This window comes from bacterium (assembly GCA_024224155.1).
GTDB lineage: Bacteria > Acidobacteriota > Thermoanaerobaculia > Multivoradales > JAHEKO01 > CALZIK01.
Window position 1 is genome coordinate 1 of record JAAENP010000515.1, and the last position, 19,081, is coordinate 19,081.

General features: G+C 62.8%; 17 protein-coding genes. 3 read left to right on the plus strand and 14 right to left on the minus strand.

Annotated features, from left to right (window positions below; genetic code table 11):
• From GY769_24045 to GY769_24055, 3 genes are all read right to left on the minus strand, one after another.
• Positions 1-3,332 (minus strand): DUF4215 domain-containing protein (locus tag GY769_24045; protein ID MCP4204991.1); only part of this gene is annotated, 3,332 nt, incomplete at its 3' end.
• A gap of 175 nt (positions 3,333-3,507) precedes the next feature.
• A complete protein-coding gene (cyoE, locus tag GY769_24050; protein ID MCP4204992.1) occupies positions 3,508-4,404 on the minus strand; it encodes a protoheme IX farnesyltransferase in 897 nt (298 codons plus the stop codon).
• On the minus strand, positions 4,401-5,351 hold the full coding sequence (locus tag GY769_24055; protein MCP4204993.1) for a heme A synthase: 951 nt from the start codon (positions 5,349-5,351) through the stop codon (positions 4,401-4,403). Before GY769_24055 ends, cyoE begins: the two co-directional genes overlap by 4 nt.
• A 73-nt stretch (positions 5,352-5,424) precedes the next feature.
• Here GY769_24055 and GY769_24060 point away from each other — a divergent pair, with 73 nt between their 5' ends.
• Genes GY769_24060 through GY769_24070 form a run of 3 tightly spaced genes read left to right on the plus strand, consistent with a single transcriptional unit; the run spans position 5,425 to position 7,705 of the window.
• Complete coding sequence (locus GY769_24060; GenBank protein ID MCP4204994.1) at positions 5,425-5,724, plus strand: FHA domain-containing protein; 300 nt, start codon at positions 5,425-5,427, stop codon at positions 5,722-5,724.
• Positions 5,714-6,211 (plus strand): serine/threonine protein kinase, encoded by a 498-nt coding sequence (locus GY769_24065; protein ID MCP4204995.1) that lies wholly within the window; start codon positions 5,714-5,716, stop codon positions 6,209-6,211. The genes GY769_24060 and GY769_24065 overlap by 11 nt, the downstream gene beginning before the upstream one ends.
• Before the next feature lie 45 nt (positions 6,212-6,256).
• Positions 6,257-7,705, plus strand: a complete 1,449-nt coding sequence (locus tag GY769_24070) for a tetratricopeptide repeat protein (GenBank protein ID MCP4204996.1) — start codon at positions 6,257-6,259, stop codon at positions 7,703-7,705.
• An 80-nt stretch (positions 7,706-7,785) separates the two neighbouring features.
• Here GY769_24070 and GY769_24075 read toward each other — a convergent pair whose 3' ends face one another.
• The 11 genes from GY769_24075 to GY769_24125 all read right to left on the minus strand — a co-directional run bounded on the left by GY769_24075 (position 7,786) and on the right by GY769_24125 (position 19,056).
• Complete coding sequence (locus tag GY769_24075) at positions 7,786-8,562, minus strand: hypothetical protein (GenBank protein ID MCP4204997.1); 777 nt, start codon at positions 8,560-8,562, stop codon at positions 7,786-7,788.
• Between the two features lie 57 nt (positions 8,563-8,619).
• Complete coding sequence (locus tag GY769_24080; protein MCP4204998.1) at positions 8,620-11,553, minus strand: c-type cytochrome; 2,934 nt, start codon at positions 11,551-11,553, stop codon at positions 8,620-8,622.
• Between the two features lie 4 nt (positions 11,554-11,557).
• Positions 11,558-12,475, minus strand: a complete 918-nt coding sequence (locus tag GY769_24085) for a cytochrome C (GenBank protein ID MCP4204999.1) — start codon at positions 12,473-12,475, stop codon at positions 11,558-11,560.
• 181 nt (positions 12,476-12,656) lie between these two features.
• Entirely contained in the window at positions 12,657-13,442 is a 786-nt protein-coding gene (locus GY769_24090; protein ID MCP4205000.1) for a DUF4405 domain-containing protein, read from the minus strand.
• A gap of 10 nt (positions 13,443-13,452) precedes the next feature.
• Positions 13,453-14,079 carry a ubiquinol-cytochrome c reductase iron-sulfur subunit gene (locus GY769_24095; protein MCP4205001.1) on the minus strand — a complete coding sequence of 209 codons (627 nt, stop codon included), beginning with the start codon at positions 14,077-14,079 and terminating at the stop codon, positions 13,453-13,455.
• A gap of 199 nt (positions 14,080-14,278) precedes the next feature.
• A complete protein-coding gene (locus tag GY769_24100; GenBank protein ID MCP4205002.1) occupies positions 14,279-14,659 on the minus strand; it encodes a cytochrome c in 381 nt (126 codons plus the stop codon).
• A 103-nt stretch (positions 14,660-14,762) separates the two neighbouring features.
• Positions 14,763-15,671 (minus strand): universal stress protein, encoded by a 909-nt coding sequence (locus GY769_24105; protein ID MCP4205003.1) that lies wholly within the window; start codon positions 15,669-15,671, stop codon positions 14,763-14,765.
• Positions 15,668-16,687, minus strand: coding sequence for a universal stress protein (locus GY769_24110; GenBank protein ID MCP4205004.1), 1,020 nt, complete (start codon positions 16,685-16,687; stop codon positions 15,668-15,670). The genes GY769_24105 and GY769_24110 overlap by 4 nt, the downstream gene beginning before the upstream one ends.
• Before the next feature lie 123 nt (positions 16,688-16,810).
• Positions 16,811-17,461 (minus strand): response regulator transcription factor, encoded by a 651-nt coding sequence (locus GY769_24115; GenBank protein MCP4205005.1) that lies wholly within the window; start codon positions 17,459-17,461, stop codon positions 16,811-16,813.
• Positions 17,462-17,463: 2 nt separating this feature from the next.
• Positions 17,464-18,801, minus strand: coding sequence for a GAF domain-containing sensor histidine kinase (locus GY769_24120; GenBank protein ID MCP4205006.1), 1,338 nt, complete (start codon positions 18,799-18,801; stop codon positions 17,464-17,466).
• 45 nt (positions 18,802-18,846) lie between these two features.
• Complete coding sequence (locus GY769_24125) at positions 18,847-19,056, minus strand: DUF2892 domain-containing protein (GenBank protein MCP4205007.1); 210 nt, start codon at positions 19,054-19,056, stop codon at positions 18,847-18,849.
• Positions 19,057-19,081 lie beyond the last annotated feature (25 nt).

Sequence of the window (19,081 nt, forward strand, 5' to 3'; positions counted from 1 at the left end):
ACCAGGTAGTCGAGAGACGCCGACTGCAGGTTTGCCAGACTGAAGGAGTTCGAGATCAGCTCGGTGTCGAATTCGACAAAGCCGGCAGCGTCACTCGAGACACTGGCCGCCTCGCCGTCGCCGCCGGTGTAGTTCCCGCCCAGGCCCGAGCTCGCGATGTCGGTCCAGACCACGCCGGTGCCTTCGTTGTCGACCACGGTCCAGCCACCGGCGATGCCGTTGTCCCAGCCCACGACGGCGTTGCAGGCAAGATCATCGGCGAGGGGCAGGCAAACACTGGGTGTGGCCGGCGTCGGCGTATTGTCATTGAGGACCACGTCCTCTACAAAGAAGTTGCTGTGGGTACCGTTCGTACCACCAACGGTGCCACCAATGAAGAGGGTGTGCGACCCGCCGTCATTGAAGGGCGCCACCGGGAAGGTCTGTTCGACCCAGCCTCCATCGACGCCATCACAGACGACCGTCCCGATGTCGGTGCCATCGAGGCTGACGTGCAAGGTATCGCTCGGGTCATCACAGATTCCGCGCCATGTGTACAGCTTCAGGTCGGTTGCTGCCGCGGGAATGGTGATGTCCTGGTCGACGCTGCTGGTCACACCGGTGGAAAGACCGCCAACCCAAACGAGCCAACTGCCTGTCCTGGCCAAGCTGGTGGCCGGACAACCGTTGCCTGGGCCGCACAGCGGGAACTCTGCGAATCCACCAAAGGTCGAAAACGCCGTCCAATCCGCATTGGGTACACCACCTTCGAAGCTCTCGTCCGCGACGACGTTCGAGCCGTCGGGGTTCGAGGGCACCGGATCCGCACAGATCCAGCCGTCTTCGACCTCACAGGTGCTAGAGCAGCCGTCGCCGTCGGCCATGTTGCCGTCGTCGCAGACCTCGTCCGGATGATTTAGCAGACCGTCGCCGCAGATCGGCAGCGGCTCGTCGGAGCAGGTGTAAACGTGGACGTCATCGACGTACCAGCCGACCAAGCCGTTGCACTCATCGACGCCGAAGTCGAAGCGCAGGCGCACCGTGTCGCCGGGGAAAGCCAGACCGAAGAGATTGACCTGGGACTGCCCCCAGCTGCCGCCGGTGGAACCCCCGTCTGAGCCGGTAAAGGCGTCTTCACCCCCGAGCGGACTGCCGAGGAGCGTAGCGTTGTAGGCATTGAACGAGTAAGCACTGCCTGGTACCGGCGTCCAGGGGCCGCCGTTGGCGCTTACCTTGACGTTGCCGCCGTCATATCCGAACTCGGTCGCCACCCAGTGGTCAAAGGCCACGTGCGGTACTTCGCCGACCGGGAGCACAATCGCCGGGCTGTCCAGAAAGAGCGCGCCCGCCGCGTTTTCAGAAGCGCAGTTATCGCCCGCGTCGATGATGTCCTCCACGAAAGCGGCGTAGGTGCCGTTCGCACCGGCCGGCAGGCCGGTGACGACCGCCCAGTCGGGCGTGTCGAAGTCCGCGGGAACGACCGCGTCATGGCCGACGGTCCAGCCCGCGGGCAGAGAACCACTCTCGAAGTTCTCGAAAGAGGTGGTCTGAGCCGTGCCGAAGCCTTCGCAAAGCGCCGGCGCGTCGGGATCGAGCAGCGCCGTGAAACCGCACTGGGTAGGTGGCGTCCGGAACTCGACCGCATCGACGATGTCGGACACCTGGGAGCAATCCGCGGCGTCGATCATCATCCCGGAAGGAAGGCCGGTGCTCAAGTCGAGCAGGTTTGCGCCAATGAGGCTCGAGCAGGCCGCTTCCAGGGCGTCGGCGTTATCCAGGAAGTTGCTCGCTGGCGTGAGCATGATCTGGGCGGCCCATTCGATGTGGGCGGCCTTGGTCAGGCCCAGGCCGGCGCCGCTGTAACCGTTGAAGGTACCGCCATCGACCATCAGGGAGAATGCGTGGTTGGGGATACCCGAGTTGATGTGCACACCGCCAAAGTCGCTCCCGACCGGTCCGCAGTGGTATTGCGTGTCAGTGACCTTGCCGGGGTCGCCGTAGCAGGTGGGGGTCCACATGTCGCGGATCGCACCCACCAGGCCGGGAGCGTTGACGTCTTCGCCCATGAGCCAGCGCAAGCTGTTGTCGGTGCCGCCGGTGTGAACGGCGCAGGCTCCGTCGGTGCGCGGGCCGCCGGGCAGGTCAGTTTGGCGACCGTTGATCAGGTCGACGGTCTCACCCCAGATATCCGAATAGGACTCGTTGAGAGCGCCCGACTGCCACTGGTAGATGAGGTTGTTGGTGAAATCGGTATAGGCGTGGCCCCACTCGTGGGCGGTCACGTCGTCGGTGGTCAGCCCCGGGCAGAACGAGATGTAGATGCCGTTCCAGGAGGCGTTGGGGCAGCTGTCGCCCCGGTTGAAGATCGCGTCCATGGTCGCGCCGGCGGCGTCGAAAGAGTCGCGGCCGAAGGCGTTGTCGAACAGGTCGTAGGTCTCCTCCGAGGCGTAGATCATGTTGTCGGCCTCGACGTTGCCGGTCGGGAACGGATCGCCCTCGACCCAGAACGGGAACCCGTCGTAGTTCGGTCCCGGATGGGGAAAACCCTCGGCGTCATACGCCCGGCGGAAGAGTGCGTCGTGAATGCCGGTGATCCGATCGAGCACCTTGCCGCCGTGGGCGTCGACGTAGACGAACTCACGCACCGTGGGCCCGTCGTTGACCACCTCCACCTCGTAAGCGAGATAGTCGCGGCCGGGCACCCCTTGCACGAGGCCGGTACGGAAAACCATCAGCGTGGTGGCCGCCACGCTCAGACTCTCGAAGCTCTCGTCGGGGCCGACGGGCTCATCGCCCACTTCAAGCCCGCCTCGGGCGCGCTTGAACTGCATCAAGGTCACGTCACGGATCGCTCGCCCTTCCGCCTCTTCTTGACTCAGGCTCGGCGTCATGTCGAGCTTGCTGACCGGAACGAAGTTGCCGTTGGCCGCGTAGAGCTCGCCTTGGTTATTGAAATGCGCGCGCAGCTCGCCGCCGAACACTGGAATACCCATGTAGTTCTGCTTGAAAATCGCGTGCTCATTGCCGTAGCCATCGCGGACCATTCTCACAGCCTGGAGCTCGTCGTCGGCCGCGGTCACGCCGAAGGCGCTGCCGTAGGCGCGGAAGAAGTTCATCGCTCGATCACCCGCAGGAGCGATGGGACCGCGAGCGAGCGGAGCTTTCCCCTTTGTCGGCATCTGGACAAACCTCGCCAGGCCGGTCTGGTCGTCAACGCTGATTAGCGCCTCGCCCAGGGTGTCGTTGATCAGGTTTTGCACGCCTTGTGCGTGCGGGGACGGTCCCTGTGCCACCGCCAAAGATGCGGTAAGAACAAAGCCCATCACGACGGCTAGCTTCCGAGATAGCGACATTTCCAGCTCCTACTTGTCAGTGATCGGACCCGCCTCCTGCGGCTTCGCGATCGGATCAGCTCTCCTTGGATGCCGGGGAACCTAGCACACTCGAGCGCAGAAAGGAATCGACGATCATGAATATATTCCCGCCGCAAGGACTTCCTCCACACCGTGTCGGGGTCTCTTGCCCAGCCTAGACGATCCGATTCAGCACCAGTCCCAAGCACAGCGCCGGCAGATAGACCACCGACGCCAAGAGCAGACGCTTCGCCGTGCGCTCTTCCACCGACCTGGCAAACCCCACGGCCGTGCCCAACAGCCCGAGCGAGAGGAGCAGACCCACTCCAAGATACCAGCTGCCGGTGACTCCGAGCACGGTCGGCAGGAGACTCACCGGCACCAGCGCGGCGGCGTAGAGAACCGCCTGCCGGGCGGTCGATCCCCCATCGGGCTCCACCACCGGCAGCATCGGCAGCCCGGCGCGCGCGTAGTCATTGCGGCACATCCAGGCGATGGCCATGAAGTGCGGCAGCTGCCACAGGAACAGAATCGCGAACAGCGCCCAGGCGCCGGGCCCGAGCCCTCCGCTCGCCGCGGCCCAACCCATCATGGGCGGCAGAGCGCCCGGCACCGCGCCCACAAGCGTCGATAGGTGGGATACCCGCTTGAGCGGCGTGTATACCCAAACGTAGCTCACCAGGGCGACCGCGCCCAGAAGTGCCGCCAATGGATTCGCCTGCCAACCCAGGATCACGATGCCCGCGGCACTCGCTCCTAGCCCGAGAACGATCGCCGACCACGGCTCCAGACGCCCGGCCGGCAACGGCCGGTTGCGGGTTCGCTCCATGAGGGCGTCGATCCGGCGCTCGCCATGGTGGTTGAACGCCGACGCACCGGCGGAAACCAGCGCGGTTCCGACCACCGTCCAGGCGCAGGCCAGCCAGTCGACTCGCGCGGACGAGCCGAGCACGAAGCCCATCGCCGCCGTCACCGCCACCAGGAAGGTGATTCGCGGTTTGGTCAGCTCCCAGATGTCGTGAGCGCGGCTGCGTCCTGGCTCCTCCGGGACGGCCGGCTCCGCGATCGTCACGTCGCGGCCTCCGCCCTTGGAGCGGTAACCGCCACGCGCCGCGGACTGAGCCTCCAAGCGCGAAGCGTGAGCATCAGGCTGGTCGCCAGTACCATCGCTCCGACCGCCACGTGCACGGTATTGGGGAGCACGGCCTTCTTCGAAAGCACCACGGTCGCCCCCAACGTGATCTGGACCGCCACCAGACCGATCAGCGCTTGCGCTGGACGGCGGAGATGCCCCACGGATCGTGGGCCGCGGAATACGCGCAGGACGGTCCATGCAACGAGGCCGCAGACGACCAACGCGCCCAGGCGATGGCTGAAGTGAATCGCGATCGAGAAGTCGAAGCGTGGTGGAATCAGCCGCCCGAACGCCAGCGGAAAGTCCGGTATGGCCAGCCCCGCCCCGGAGTGGCGCATCACCGCGCCGACCAGGATCTGAACGTAGACCGCTCCGGTCGTGACCGCCGCCGCCGTGAACACACTCGGTGCCGCCCGCTGGGGGGACGGCTGGTCCCGCCACCAGCGCGAGGTCGCGACGGCGATCGTTACGATCAGACAGAGGAACAACTGCGCCAGCCCGGCATGGCTGACCGAGATCGGTGTCGGCAGGAAAAAAAGCACGGTCAGGCCGCCGAGAAGAGCCTGCAACAGCACCGCGACCACGGCGGCGTAGCTCAGCTTCCGCAGCCAGCGCCTCGGCTCGACGCGCGACATCGCGATCGCCAGGCCGACCGCGAGCAGGGCCACCGTTCCCGCAATGAGCCGGTGCCCGTGCTCGGCCCGGACGTTCTCGATCGTCCACCAGCGAGGCGGGTTGAGAGAACCATACGACAGGGGCCAATCGGGCACCGACAACCCGGCCTCTTTGCTCTTAACCAGGGCGCCGGCTCCGATCAGAAAGACGATGCAAGCCACCAGCGCGACCGCGTATCGATGGACCCAACCCGGGGTTTCCTCACGCATTGCCGGTCGAGTCTATCCCCATCTCGATCCCGTCCGCGGGAGCCAGCGAAGCGAAGCGTACCCGTACAACAGGATGTTAGTATCCCGCTTTCACCCGCCCGACCCGGACCATGGCAAGGCGCTCAAGCTCGACGGCTCCGAAGTGAAGATCGGGCGCTCCGGAGATTGCGATCTCGTGCTCACCGAGCCTCGAGCCAGTTCCGAGCATCTCCAGATAGCATGGCAGCCCGAAGAAGGTTACAGACTGGTCGATCTCGAGAGCCGCAACGGCACTCTGGTCAACGAGCGACTCGCCGACGATCAACTCTTGCAGCATCTCGATCGCATCCGGATAGGGGACACGGTCGTGACATTCGAGATACATGGACACTGATCATCCAAAGAACATCGGTCCTTACGAGATCCTCGGCGTCATCGGCAAAGGCGCCATGGGCAAGGTGTACAAGGCCGCGCGGCCTTCCTCGAACCAGATCGTCGCGATCAAAGTGCTGCCGGCCGATCTCGCGGAGGATCAAGAACGAGTCGAGCGTTTCAACCGCGAGGCGCAAGCCGTGGCGCTGCTCAACCATCCCAACGTCGTGCGGATCCTCGAGAAGGAACAGGCAGACGATCTGCACTACTTCGTCATGGAATACGTGCCGGGAACCTCACTCGACGCGGTCCTACGCCAACGGCGACTCTCGCTGCCCGAAGCGATCCGAGTTTTCAAGAGCGTATGCAAGGGACTCGACGCGGCCCACCAGAAGACCATCGTTCATCGGGATCTGTCGCCACGCAATATCCTGGTCTCGGAAGACCTGTCCGCGGTCAAGATCGTCGATTTCGGCATCAGCCGGATCGAGACCATCTCGCAAGATTAGGGGACCCTCTCAACGAGCGAATTCAGCCTGGGTTCGCTCCACTACATGGCGCCCGAGCAGGCACGCAACATGGTGAGCGCCGATCACCGCGCCGACATCTACTCGCTTGGAGTCCTGCTCTACGAAATGCTCACCGGACGGGTGCCGGTCGGCAGGTTCAACCTCCCGAGTCAACTCAACTCCGAGGTCCCCCCTGAAGTTGACCCGATCGGGCTGAGATGTCTGGAAGCCGATCCCCAGGACCGCTACCCGACCGTGGCCAGGCTGCTCAAGGAAGTCCGCCGCCTGGAAGACCAGCTGCGGCTCGGCCTCGTCCACGAGGTCAGAGGCATCGGCAGTCAGACCTCGAAGATCCTGCTCAAATCGACCAGCAGCCGCGTGATCCGGACGGGGCTGATCGCGGTTGGGGTGATCGCGCTGATCGGAGCGACCTTCCTGGTTGGGCACTCGCTCAAGAGCGAGCGCGAGGCGCCTTCGACGACGGCAAAGCGGCCGGTGGAAGTTGTCCAACACGAGCGGCCGGAAGTGCCGGAGACGGAAACCGACCCCTTCGCCGGCGCCCTCGACGGCCTGAACGCGCCCGACACCGAGGCGTCCGACGAAGATCCGACTGCCTCTGACGACCCCGGCGGGGCTGGCTCCCCTGGCTCCGCTGTCACCGCTGGCTCCACTGGCTCAAATCGAAAGCCTGACGCCGAGGCGGCCGCGCCGGCCGCCACGCAGTCCATGGCTGCTTCCGCGCCCGAGCGAAGCCCAGCCGGATTGGCGGCGGACCTCGAGGTGGCGCGCAACCAGCTCGAGGCCGGTCTGCTCGACGAGGCTCGACAGGACCTGGAGAACCTGATCGCGCAGCACCCCCGCGCGGAGCTGACTCCGCGAGCGTACCTGTTGCTCGGGCGGATCCACGAGAAGCGCGCCAACCGCGACAGAGCGCGCGCAACGTATGTCGAGCTTCAGAGCCGCTTTGGAGAATCCGATGAAGCGGCGGAGAGCGTGTATCGCAGCGCGAAGCTGTTGCAGGACCAAGGCGGTCGGGATCGCCTTCGCGAGGCACGCTCACTGCTGGGCGAGCTCGCGAAACAGCACCCCGATAGCCCGTGGGGCGCCAAGGCACTGCTCGAGAAGGCCGCCCTCGAGACCAAGGCCAAGTGGACCCTGGTGGACCCTATTCTCCAGACTCGCGTTCCAGCGGCCCTGGCCACCTACCGCACGCTGGTTACCAGGTACCCATGGCACGCCGGCTCCGAGGACGCTCTCTGGAACCTGGGTGAAATGTACTTGGAGCTCAAGAAGTTCGACCTGGCGGTCGAGGCCTTCGAGAACCTGGGAGACCACTTCCCGTCCACCAGGCATGACACCTGGTGGCGCGCGGGCCAGACCTACGATCGCCGTCTCGACGACAAGACGAAGGCTGTGGCCGCCTATCGCAACGTGCCCTCCAGCTCGCGGCGTTACGGCGAAGCCCAGCGCCGTATCAACAAGCTGAGCAAGTAGCGAGCCGGGATCCGGCGCAGGCAACAAGAGCGGCCGCCTGGCCAGGCGACCGCTCTCTCAAAAAGGGGCTTTTTCTCGCTCTAGCTGGCAGCGGGAGCGAAATCGAAGGAAACGCCGACGGCGCCGTCGGCCGCGACGGAAACAGACTGAGTCTGGGTTCCGAGGGTCTCGTGCCACGCCTCGAGGACGTAGTCACCCGCGGGCAGGCCGTCGATCTCGAAGGAGCCGTCGGCTCCGCTGACCGCGAAGAAGGGGTGGTCCAGGACCGCCATGTAGGCGCCCATCCACGGATGGACGTCGCACTTGAAGCGGACCATCACCTCTGCCGTGGTGAATTCCTTCTCGAGCTCCATCCCCTGGAACGGCTGCCCCTGGTTGAACTCCTCGTTGTTCTGCGGCAGGGCGTGGACATTGTGGAGCGTCGGATCGCTGTTGCGAACCACGAGCTTCTGCCCGGTCATGACGCCCGAGACATGCGGTCTGTAGGTGCAACCTTCCTGATTCAGCAGGTGGGTATCTTCGGGAGCCGAGTAACTTCCGGACACGCCCTCTTTGACGTAGACGAAGACGTTCGCCAGTTTGCCGGCATCGGCCACGACGGTTTCGGTCTCGACCGTTTCCCCGTGGAGACCGGCGCATACCGGATCGGCATCCATCTTGATGGCGGTATCCGGGTCTCCGTTCGAGTAGTTGACCACACCGGCCACGGAGCCACTACCGGCGCCCGGGGCCGGGGCCGCGGTCGGCGCCGGAGCACTTTGCTCGGCAACGGTCGTGTCACCACCACCGCCGCCGCACGCGACGAACATCGGTACGAGAAGAATTGCTGAGAGCGTGGTTAGTCGAGTTTTGTGCATTTCGACAGACCTCCTTGTGATCTTGATTATGGAAAAACACTCGGGCCGAAAAGCCCCTCAGTTAGGAGACAGATTCCACCAGATGTGATCACGCAGCGCAACCACAACCTGGTCGGGATCGGAAAGAAAGGCCTTGAGCTCTTCCTCGGACTCGAAATGGTGCATCATCTCGCGCTTCTGGGAGGCGAACATCGGCGCCGCGAGCGCCTGGGCCAGGGGCGACTGATAACTGCCATCCTTCATCTTCTGGAAGTTGGCGGGCATGTTGGTGCCGCGCACCCACGACTGCGGATCCTTGATCCACTCGGGCACCCAGTCATGCCGTAGGCGGCCGGGAGCCAAGAGGAGAGATGGAGCGAGCTCCGCTGCGCTGACCCCTGCCGTTCCCGCTTGAGGTCCTGCCGGGTGGCACTTTGCACACTGCAACATACTGAACGTCACCCGGCCGACAGCCCGGCTGCGCGCGTCGGCAACCGTTGGCGTCGAAAGAAACGCGTCCCGCTCGTCTCGTGTCTGGAAGTAGGAAACGACGGTATTGACTTCCTCGTCCTCGAACCCGAACGTCGGCATACGTACGCCCAGCCAGGGTCTCATGGAGACTTTCGAAGGATCGTGCAAGTAGCCAAACAGCCATTCGCCCTGGACGCGAGCTCCCTGCGACGCCAGATTCGGCGGCAGCTGACCTACGTCTTCGATCGCCGACTTGATAGCGTGCCCCTGGCCTTCGATCAAATGGCAACCCTGGCAGTTGTAACTCGTGATGAGCTTGCGCCCGGCTGCCAGGGCAGCGGCACCCGGGCTCTGGTCAGCGCGCCGGCTCGTTATCACGTAATCCTTGGTGAAGCCGAGCACATTGGCCACGACGGCTTCGGCCTCGCGCTCCGACATCCCGAAGTCGGGCATTCGGTAGAGCTCCTGGTAGGTCTTGACCGCTTCCTTGCCCTCGTCCCAGATCCGCGGCTCCAGCATCTTGGTCTTGAGCCAGTCATGCCTCGTATGCGGCACGTCATGCACGTGGCCGAAGTCGAACTGGTGAATCGGTTTTGAGCCCTCTTCTGTCAGCTCAACGCCAATCGGTTTGGCGTTCTCGAATCCCTCGACGTCGTGGCAGCCCCAGCAGCCGTACTTTTGAATGGTCTCCTCACCGAGATAGCTATCTCGCTCACCGTCGTCCATCTTGTCGAGCGCGGCATGACTGGCCTCGATGGTGAGATTGTTCTGGAGATAGATGAGTACGAGCTCGTCTCGAATGTCGCTGTCCACCTCCGGCAGCGACAGGTTCTCGAACGCGGGCTCCCGGCTCGACAGCAGGTAGGCGGTGATGTCGGCCGCCTCCTGGTCGGTCAGACGCATGCTCGGCATGCGCGTGTCGAGATTGTACTGCTTGGGATCCTTGATCCAGGCGTAGAGCCAGCCGCTCGAGAGCTTGCTGCCCGCTCTGATCAAGTTCGGACCGTGCAGGCGGTTGATCTGCGGGAAGAAGTCGTCCCGCTTGGCTTCGGCGTCACGAACATGACAGCCTGTGCAGCCGACCGTCTCGAACAGCTCCTGTCCGCGCGTCGCATTGCCGGGCGGTGCCGGCAGATACTCGGCCGTCTCGGACTCGCCCCAGAGATAGGCAACGATGGAGCGAATCTCGGCCCTCTGGCGCTCCAGATTGTCCTCCGAGGTGGTATTGGGCTGGAAGAAGAAATGCGGCATCCAGCTGGTCGGCCTGAAGTCCCGCGGTGCCGAGATCCATTTGTACGCGAACCCGGGCGAGATCTTGGACGCCACTTTGCGCAGCGAGGGGCCCGGCCGCGGGAGGTCTTCGTAGGCCTCATAGTCGATCTTGTGGCAAACGTAGCAGCCCATCTTGTTGATCAGCTGACGGCCGGTGTCCTGAAGCTCGGAGCCGGGAGTCCAGAGATTGCCCTGATGACATCCGATGCAGCCGGCCTCGGAATACTTCGCAGGGAAGATCGGGCTCTCGAGGTACTTCTGCTTCTTCCAGCCCCACTTCTCGATCCATTCCTTCTCTTGCTCGTCGTCGATCGGCGAATGGCCGGCGCGAGCAAAATCCGTCGCCCGATCGAGTCCGCCGTGACAGGTCGTGCATCCGAACTCGTTGTACGGATGGGGTGAGCTCGCGCTCAGGAAGATCTCAGGCCTGGGGTGACTGCGAAACGGCTCTTCCCATTCCTCGCCTTCGAAACCGACGCGCGTAGCCGCTACGTGACAGGTCATGCAGCGATCCACCCGATCCACGTCGGTGAAATTGATGTCGTTGTAGAGGCCGGAGAGGATCACCTGCTCGATCTTGAGGTCCGGGAGAACGAAGTCCATGAAGGGCGCGTTCAACACGAAGTAATCGATTCTCTTGTCGAGACTCGCCACCTGCTGCTGGAGGTTGTCGTAGCCCGAATGGAGCGCCGTGAGTCGTTGCTCGGCTTCTTCAACGCCGCTGCGCTTGCTCTCGATCTCCGCCTCGAGCGACTTCTTCTGCTCGGTAAAGGCCTCCAACTCTTTACGCTCCTCGGTGAGACGGGCGTTCAGGCTCTCGACCTTCGCTCGGCGCTTGGCGATGCGACCTTCGTTGCCACTCTGCAGCGCGGAGTCGTACTCGAAGCGTTCGGTATCCAACAACGATTTGGTCGTTCTCGAGCGCACGTCGGCGGCGTAGAGGTTCTTCCCGGTCTTGATCAGCGTCGCAGCCAGCTCTTCGATCTCACTGCGCTTGCCTTCGAGCGATGCTTCTTCGGCGGCAATATCCTGCTGGATCTGAGCGATCTCGTTCTCGTTGAGCTTTGCTCTTTCGGCTTCCGCCTCCACCACAAGCTGCTGGCGCTCGCGCTCGCGGAACTCGGCCTGGAACCGCTTCCACGGTTTCGCATAGTCGTCCCAGACCATCCACAAAGTGGTCGCGAGCAACGCTATGGAGCTCCACGCGAAGACCGCGTTCATGCCGCGGAAGTTGTAGTGCCGATCGGGAGTCTTTTTCGGTGCCGCCATGGCTTTAGATATTGAAGAAAAACTCCTGAATGTGGACGATGTACTTCAGATTGAAGATCCAGCGGGCGAACATCTTGATCGGCAAGAGCATCATGGTGAGGAATAAGGTGATACCCGTGTAGTAGCGCGCCCCTCCCATTTCGTCGTAGAAACGCTTGAAGTACTTCACCTTGGTCAGCGCTACCGGCAAGACAATGAAGTACCCGATCATGAGAAGAATGCCGAAGATCTCTCGCGGCAACCAATGCGAGGGCAGGCCGACGCCGAGCATCTTGATCCAGATGATCTCCGAGAGATCGATGTTGACTAGGGGCTCGATCTTGTTGATGTCCCAGAATTCGTAGGGCCCGAAGAAGTTCCAGTTCGGCCCGCGCAGGAAGGTGCCGATGACGATCAACTGCACCCACAAAACGATGTAGCCGAACAGAAAGAGAACAATCTCGGTCTTGCGTTCTTTGAAAGTGTAGTAGCCGTTGCCCCTGGGATTAGTATCGATATATGGAATCGCCATCAGGCCGACGATGATCAATCCGGGCAGCACCACGCCGGCCATCCAAGGATCGAAATAGACCAGCATTTCCTGTAGGCCCAGGAAGTACCAGGGCGCCTTCGAAGGGTTGGGCGCCACCGACAGGTTGGCCGGCTCTTCGAGCGGCGCCTTGAGCACGATCGACCACACCACCATGCCGACGGTGAGGACGACCATGCAGATCAACTCGGAAAAGACCAGGTCCGGCCAGGTGAAAACTTTGTCCTCCGATTCACTCTTCTCGAACGTGGGCGCGCCGTTCTCGGTGGACTCGTCGTTTTTAATCGCCTTGTACATGGCCAGCCACCAGAAGTACCCGGCGAGATAGACCATCATGACGATGGGCACGTTGTCGGGCTTCGCCACGACGCTGCGGAAGTTCTCATCGAGCATGCTGACGCAGAAAAAAAGCGTGATCAACGCCAGCATGATCCAGCCGCCGGTGCGCGTCCAGAGTTTCTTCATCTTCACCGATGCCACAAAAAGGACGACGGAGAGAGTGAACGAAAACTGGGGATACGAGAGCGTATTGATGAGATTCTTGATGGCTTCCATGGCTTCTCGGGGCTGGCGCCTAGACCGGGCCGGAGATTCCGCCGTCCTTGCGCACGCGCCAGAAATGCACCGCCATCAAGCAGGCTGCGACGAACGGGATACCCAGGCAGTGGAGAACATAGAAGCGAATCAAAGTGCCGCCGCCGATCGTTCGGCCGGCGATCAGTCCGAAACGGGCGTCGCTGCCGACGTGAATCAGTTTCTCCCCTCCCAGGGTCAGAAACGCCGCACCGGGCCCCTCATGGCCCAGCAAGGGCGTCGCCCTTGCCATGTTGGAACCGACCGTAATCGCCCAGATGGCTAGCTGATCCCACGGCAGGAGGTATCCGGTGAAAGAAAGCAGGAGGGTCAGAACCAGCAGAATGACGCCGACATTCCAGTTGAACTCGCGCGGGGGTTTGTACGAGCCGGTCATGAACACGCGGAACATGTGCAGCCAAACCGCAATCACCATGGCGTGGGCCGCCCAGCGATGGAGCTCGCGCATAATGCCGAAGGCCACAACCTCGCGCAGATCGACCATGTCGAAGTACGCATATTCGACTGTGGGCCGGTAGTAGAACATCAACAACAGGCCAGTGATCGTTTCGACCAGGAACAGGAAGAAGGAGGTGCCGCCCATGCACCAGGTGTAGCTCATCCTCAGACCTGATTTCTTGACCTTGATCGGATGCAAGTGGAGAACGACGTTCCCCAGCGTCGCCAGCGCGCGCTTGCGGTTGTCGGTCGGAATGCCGACCCGGAAGATCGACTTCCAGATCTGGGATTTGACGATCGCTTTCTGAAGGTCCTTCAGTTGCTGCATAACGCTCCGCTCAGCTCACCTCGATAAAGGAGCTCGGATCGTCCCACTGCCCCTGCTCCCAGAGATACTTCTGTGATTTGTCGACCAGAATCTGACCGTCGTCGGGATCGATCGAGATCTTTGCCCTCTCGAGCGGCCGCGGCGTCGGTCCCTCGAAGTTGATGCCATTCTTGTAGTAGCCACTGCCATGGCAGGGACACTTGAACTTGTTCTGGGCCTCGAGCCATGCTGGCGGGCATCCCAGGTGAGTACAGATCGCGATCAAAGCGGTCAGCCGGCCCTCGTTGTTGACGATCCAAACCCCGTTGGCTTCCTTGAAGCGCTCGTCGACCACGCCGGGAGGAAAGTCCTCCGTGTTACCGACCTTGAATGAAGTCGGCGGCTCGAAGAGCACGTTGGGGAACATGAACCGCCCGAACGCGGTCATGCATCCGCCGATGGCGGCGGTGAAACCCACCCAGCCTACGGCGGCCCACGAGAACAACCCGCGGCGGGTGATCTCGGCCCCTTGGGAGGTCGCCTGTGCCGGTTTCGCTGCCGGCACCCTGGCTACCGTCGCTTTCGGCGACACCGCCGCCGGGGCCGAGGATCCATCCGCCTCGCTAGCGGCGCCTGAACTGCTCTTTTCGTCGGTCATCGGCTATTCGGACCGCGATCCCGAACCCCAAAAGAGGGTCAAGACTGTTTCGCGTAGCCGTGTTTTACGTGAACCGGCCTGTGCTGTCAAGGCGCAGAACGCCTGAGCGGCCGGGTCATTTCGAGTGGACCCGGACGGTCATCCCAAGCTCGTGCTCGAGCGTCTCCAGCCTGCGGTGCCGACCGCTACCCTGCGTTGCCTACTGGAGCGACCGGATGTAGCCCGCGATCAACAGAAAGTCGGCGTCGGTCAAGGTCGGATTCCCGCCCATGGGAGGCATCTCCACGCCGCGCTCGTTCAGCGGATCGGTCGCCGGCCGGCCCTTCTTGAGGAACGCGACGAGCTCCTGATCGCTCAGGTTCTGGGTGAACTCGTTATTATGAAGGTCCTTGCCCAGCGCCGGCATACCACCGCCATCGGGACCATGGCAGGTGGCGCAGGTGCCCTTGAACAACTCGTGGCCCTGGGCTACCTCGGGCGAGGCTCCCGCGCCTCCACCACCACAAGCGACCAGGGCGACCAACGACAGAGCGGCGACTCCAACGACAAATCCCGACAGAATCATTCTTCGATCAATCATCAGTAGCTTTCTCCTTCGGCTAACGTACTCGTTCATTATCCATCAAAGGAGCGAAACCGGCGAGCATCGCTCGGGGCTCTCGGATTCGCCCGCAAGAGGGTGGCTAGAGAATCACCTTGCCTTTGGATTTGACGACGAAAACGGGGCACTCGGCCTCTCTGATCACCTGCTCCGCCGTACTCCCCACGAGCATCCGCTCCAAGCCGCTCAGGCCGTGGGTGCCGATTGCCAGCAAGCCAATGTCGTTCTCTCTCGCGTGGTCCAGAATCTCGCTAGCCACCCGACCCGAGCGAACCGTTGTGGTGTAGTTGAGGCTCTTGGAAAGGGTCTCTGTCGCCAGCTTGGCCAGTGCTTGCCGCGCGCGCTCCAGCCGCTCCATCACCACATCCGATTCCGAGGGAACGTAGAAGTACGGATAGGGAATCTCCTCGGTGACGTGGAGCAGCTCGAGACCGGCATGGTAGAGATGTCCGAGCTTCTCCGCGTACCGAATCGTCAGCTCCGAAGCCTCGGAGAAATCCACCGGTACCAGGATTTTGCTAATGCTCTCTTCCTTGACACTCGTCGCGTCCGCGCGAACCGTGAGTACCGGGCAGGAAGCGTGACGGGTCACAGCCTCGGCGACACTGCCCAGGAAGAGCCGGGCCGGACCCCGGCGTCCGTGAGTCCCCATGACGATCAAGTCCGGGTCGATCTCCTCGGCATACGCGAGAATGACGCTGGGTGCCGAGACGCCGCGTCGCTTGATCTGGTGCAGTGTCAACATCTCGCGACCCTGCTGCTTGAGCAATCCCGCCATGTTCGAGTCGGCGATCTCGAACAGGTGGCGAAAGACCTCCTCGGAACCGGGGAACTCCTGCTCGGGATTATTCGGATCGAACTCATGCAGCACCACAGCGTGGAACATGTAGAGCTCGGCCTCCAGACGCTCGGCCAGGAACAACGCCCGACCGAAGGCCGCGTCGGCCGACTCGGAGAAATCCGTCGGAAAGAGAATCTTCTTGATCTTCACGACACACCACCTTTGTCAGCAGTCTTTACGTTCTCAGCACTAGGCTCGCGCCAACGGGGCTCGGTCTGCTCGATCACTGCTTCAGCCACCGATGCCCCCAGGGCGATCTCGGGAGGGATGAAGAGGACGGCACAGCCGGCCTCGGTCGCAACGACTCTGGCGACGCTACCGAGGAGCGCTCGCTCGACGCCGCCCTGGCCGTGAGTACCCAGAACCACCAGGTCGGACTGAAATTGCTCGGCTGCCTGGAGAATCTCATCCGCCGGACGGCCCACGGCAATCCGCGACGAAAGCTGCGCTGAACAGGTTCCGGCTGCCTCTCGACCGAACCGCGTCAGCTCTTGGGTTGCGAACTTCTCGAGCTGATCCGATGAGAACGGCTCGGACAGCGAGAGCAGAAGCTCGCTGACCGCGAAAAACAGCTCGACCTTCGGTGCGGGAACGCCGATCTGCAGAAGGAAGCCGAGCCCACACTCGAGTGCGTCACCCGAAAGAAGCGAGAAATCGACCGGCGCAAGCACCCGCTCGATCGGAAACCTCCAATCTCCGCGAACCACCAGAACCGGGCACTTGGCCTGACGCAGAATCCGGTCCGCCGTGCCTCCGAGGACCTTCGCGAAGCGACCTCTCTCCGAGGCGCCGATGACGATGAGTTCGGCACCGAGCCTGTCCGCGTTGTCCAAGATGACGCGATGCGGAGTTCCCGACTCGACCCGTGACTCCATCGCTACCGTGATGTCCAGGCGCTCGATCTGTGAGATCAGCTCGGCGCGCTGCATCTCGGACCACTTCCGGTAGAAGTCCGACTCCGCCCAACCCGTGCCGAACCGCGGTACCAGTGCATCCAACGGCAGTGAGTGCACGATATTCAACCGGCCTTTGACGGCGCGAGCCACGTCGAGCGCCGCGCCGACAACCACGTCGCTACCCTCCAGCAACGAGGTCCCGACAACTACGGTCTCGATGGGCTTGAGGGCAATCCGGGCACGCCGCCCCTCGGGTCTCGGCTGGTCCACAACAGGCTCCTTCCTCCCCATTCCAGCCTATGAGGGCACAGCCTGTCGTTCACCACCCGGCCTGACGGGAGAGGCCCCCACCCTGCCGGGCGGCAGTCAACCTGGACGCGTCAAAGACCGGTTCTATTCCGGCGTCGGAGGCTCTACCAGCCGGTGCTTCAGGGCGTAGGCCACGACTTGCGCGCGGTTGTGAAGATGTAGCTTATCGAGGATGTTGCGGACGTGGAACTTGACCGTGTTCTCGCTGATCCCGAGTTGTTTGGCCAGCCGCCGGTTGGTGGTCACACCATCAACCATGAGCTCAAGGACTTCCTGCTCGCGCACGGTGAGCGCGTCCGGGTCGTCGCTCTTCTTACCGGCCGGCCGCGCGAACTCGTCAAGGAGCTTGCGCGCCAGCGAGGGGGTCAGAGCGGGCTCGCCGCGCCCGACCGCTCCGAGCAGCGAGAAGAACTCGTCCGCCTCGAGGTCCTTGAGCAGGTAGCCCTTGGCCCCCGCCTTGATGGCCTCGAACAAGCTCTCATCGTCATCCGAGGCCGTCAAGATGACGACCTTGATCTCGGGTAGCTCCGCGGCCAGGTGCTTGGTCGCGGCGAGGCCGTCTACCTCGGGCATCGCCAGGTCCATGAGCACGACGTCGGGTTTGAGCTCCCAGGCTTTTTCCACGGCTTCGCGGCCGTTGCTGGCCTCACCCACTACTTCCAGCTCTCGGGCGATCAACAAGCTGCTCAGGCTCTCCCGAAACAGGGCATGGTCATCGGCAATCAGAATCCGCATCTTCATTCCTCCATCTTGGGCAGCTCGAACAATACACGAGTACCGCCTCCAGTGCTCGATTCGATCTCGAGACGCCCGCCGGCACTCTCCGCGCGCTCACGCATGATCGTCAGGCCGAATCGGGGTAGTTCCGCGCGCGCAACCGACTCGGGGTCGAAGCCTACCCCGTCGTCCTCGACCACGGCCTCGAGCCCGCTCGAGTGGCGCCGGATGCTTACCCGGACCTTCGTCGCCTTGGCGTGCTTGCGCACGTTGGCGAGCGACTCCTGGATCACGCGCAAGAGCTGCAATTCCACACGAGGAGGCACCGAAAGCGGTTCGTCGAGCGTCAATTCACCGCTGATGCCGCTAGAGATCTGCCACTGCTTGAAGTATTCCTTCAAGACCTCTGCCAGCGGCCGGTTTCCGGAGGGCCGTGACCGAAGCGCCAGAATGCCCTCACGTACGTCAGTGTACGCCTCTCGCGCGGCCGCCGATAGCTGCTCGAACTGCTGGTTGGCCTGCTCGGTTTTGCCCGCTTTCAAGTACTCGCGGATCGCCTGTGCCTTGGCGTTCACGTACGCCAAAACCTGGGCCATGCCGTCGTGCATTTCCCGGCCGATCCGGACACGCTCTTCGGCGATCGCCACATTCTCGAGCTCCTGGTGCAGGTACGACTTGTCGATAGCCACCGCGGCGGTGACGGCGAAGCGAACCAGGGTCGCCTCATCCTCCTCCGAAAACGCTGAGCCATCGGTCTTCTCGGTAAGGTAGAGATTGCCGCGAAACGGACTCTGACAGAGAATCGGCACCGCTAGCAGGGTACTCATCGCCGGGTGATGCTCGGGAACTCCGTAAGCGCGGGGGTCCCGACTGATGTCGACCAGCCTCAGGTGGCGCTCCTCGTGCAAAACGACACCCAGCAGCCCCTTGCCCATCGGAGGATGGCCGATCTGCGCCCGTTCCTCCTCGCTCAACCCGCAGGTAAGGAACTCCAGGATCTGCTTGTGCTCGTCGATCACCGCCAGGGCTCCGTAGCGCGTGCCCAGCAGCTGGCACGCTTGATCCACGACTTTTTGTAGGATCGCCGCGAGAGCCAGTTCGCCCTGAATATCGCGCGCCGCCTTGTCGAGAGCCAGCAACTCCCGGTTTCGCCGCTCGAGCCGCTCTTGCGTGTGCGCGAGCACGGTGAAGACGGCGCCCACCAGAAAAAGAACCGTCAGAGCCACGACGCCCGCCCACACCAGCCGCCCCGGCCAGGTTTGCAGATAGGGGTCGAGTGGCTTGCGCGCCAGCTCGAGGATCAGCAGGACAAGCAACAATCCCGCTAGGTAGGCCCACTTGAGTCTCCGGATATCCATTCGACGCCGGCAGTATAGCGATGCTTTCGGCGGATCGCTCTCGGCCTAGCGTCGGATTCTTCGCGTGCTCCAACCCAGCACGGCGTAGAGCGGGGACCAACCGATGAGTCCCGTCACCAGCGGGTACCAGCCCAGAATCCGGAACGCCACTCCGGCGAGATCGTCGACGGGGCCGAACCACCCGACGCCGAGAATCAGGGCACCGGCGATCAAACGGATTGTCTGGTCGAAACGGCTCTCGTTTGGAAAGGCCATCAGCCCAGGTCCGTCCTTGGAAACA

Excerpts from the sequence above, each read along its gene's own strand:
- GY769_24115 (MCP4205005.1), bottom strand. The coding sequence starts at position 17,461 with ATGCGGATTCTGATTGCCGATGACCATGCCCTGTTTCGGGAGAGCCTG.
- GY769_24075 (MCP4204997.1), bottom strand. The coding sequence starts at position 8,562 with ATGCACAAAACTCGACTAACCACGCTCTCAGCAATTCTTCTCGTACCG.
- GY769_24080 (MCP4204998.1), bottom strand. The coding sequence starts at position 11,553 with ATGGCGGCACCGAAAAAGACTCCCGATCGGCACTACAACTTCCGCGGC.
- GY769_24100 (MCP4205002.1), bottom strand. The coding sequence starts at position 14,659 with ATGATTGATCGAAGAATGATTCTGTCGGGATTTGTCGTTGGAGTCGCC.
- GY769_24120 (MCP4205006.1), bottom strand. The coding sequence starts at position 18,801 with ATGGATATCCGGAGACTCAAGTGGGCCTACCTAGCGGGATTGTTGCTT.
- GY769_24125 (MCP4205007.1), bottom strand. The coding sequence starts at position 19,056 with ATGGCCTTTCCAAACGAGAGCCGTTTCGACCAGACAATCCGTTTGATC.
- GY769_24060 (MCP4204994.1), top strand. The coding sequence starts at position 5,425 with ATGTTAGTATCCCGCTTTCACCCGCCCGACCCGGACCATGGCAAGGCG.
- GY769_24095 (MCP4205001.1), bottom strand. The coding sequence starts at position 14,079 with ATGACCGACGAAAAGAGCAGTTCAGGCGCCGCTAGCGAGGCGGATGGA.
- GY769_24085 (MCP4204999.1), bottom strand. The coding sequence starts at position 12,475 with ATGCTCGATGAGAACTTCCGCAGCGTCGTGGCGAAGCCCGACAACGTG.
- GY769_24065 (MCP4204995.1), top strand. The coding sequence starts at position 5,714 with ATGGACACTGATCATCCAAAGAACATCGGTCCTTACGAGATCCTCGGC.
- GY769_24090 (MCP4205000.1), bottom strand. The coding sequence starts at position 13,442 with ATGCAGCAACTGAAGGACCTTCAGAAAGCGATCGTCAAATCCCAGATC.
- GY769_24070 (MCP4204996.1), top strand. The coding sequence starts at position 6,257 with ATGGCGCCCGAGCAGGCACGCAACATGGTGAGCGCCGATCACCGCGCC.
- GY769_24055 (MCP4204993.1), bottom strand. The coding sequence starts at position 5,351 with ATGCGTGAGGAAACCCCGGGTTGGGTCCATCGATACGCGGTCGCGCTG.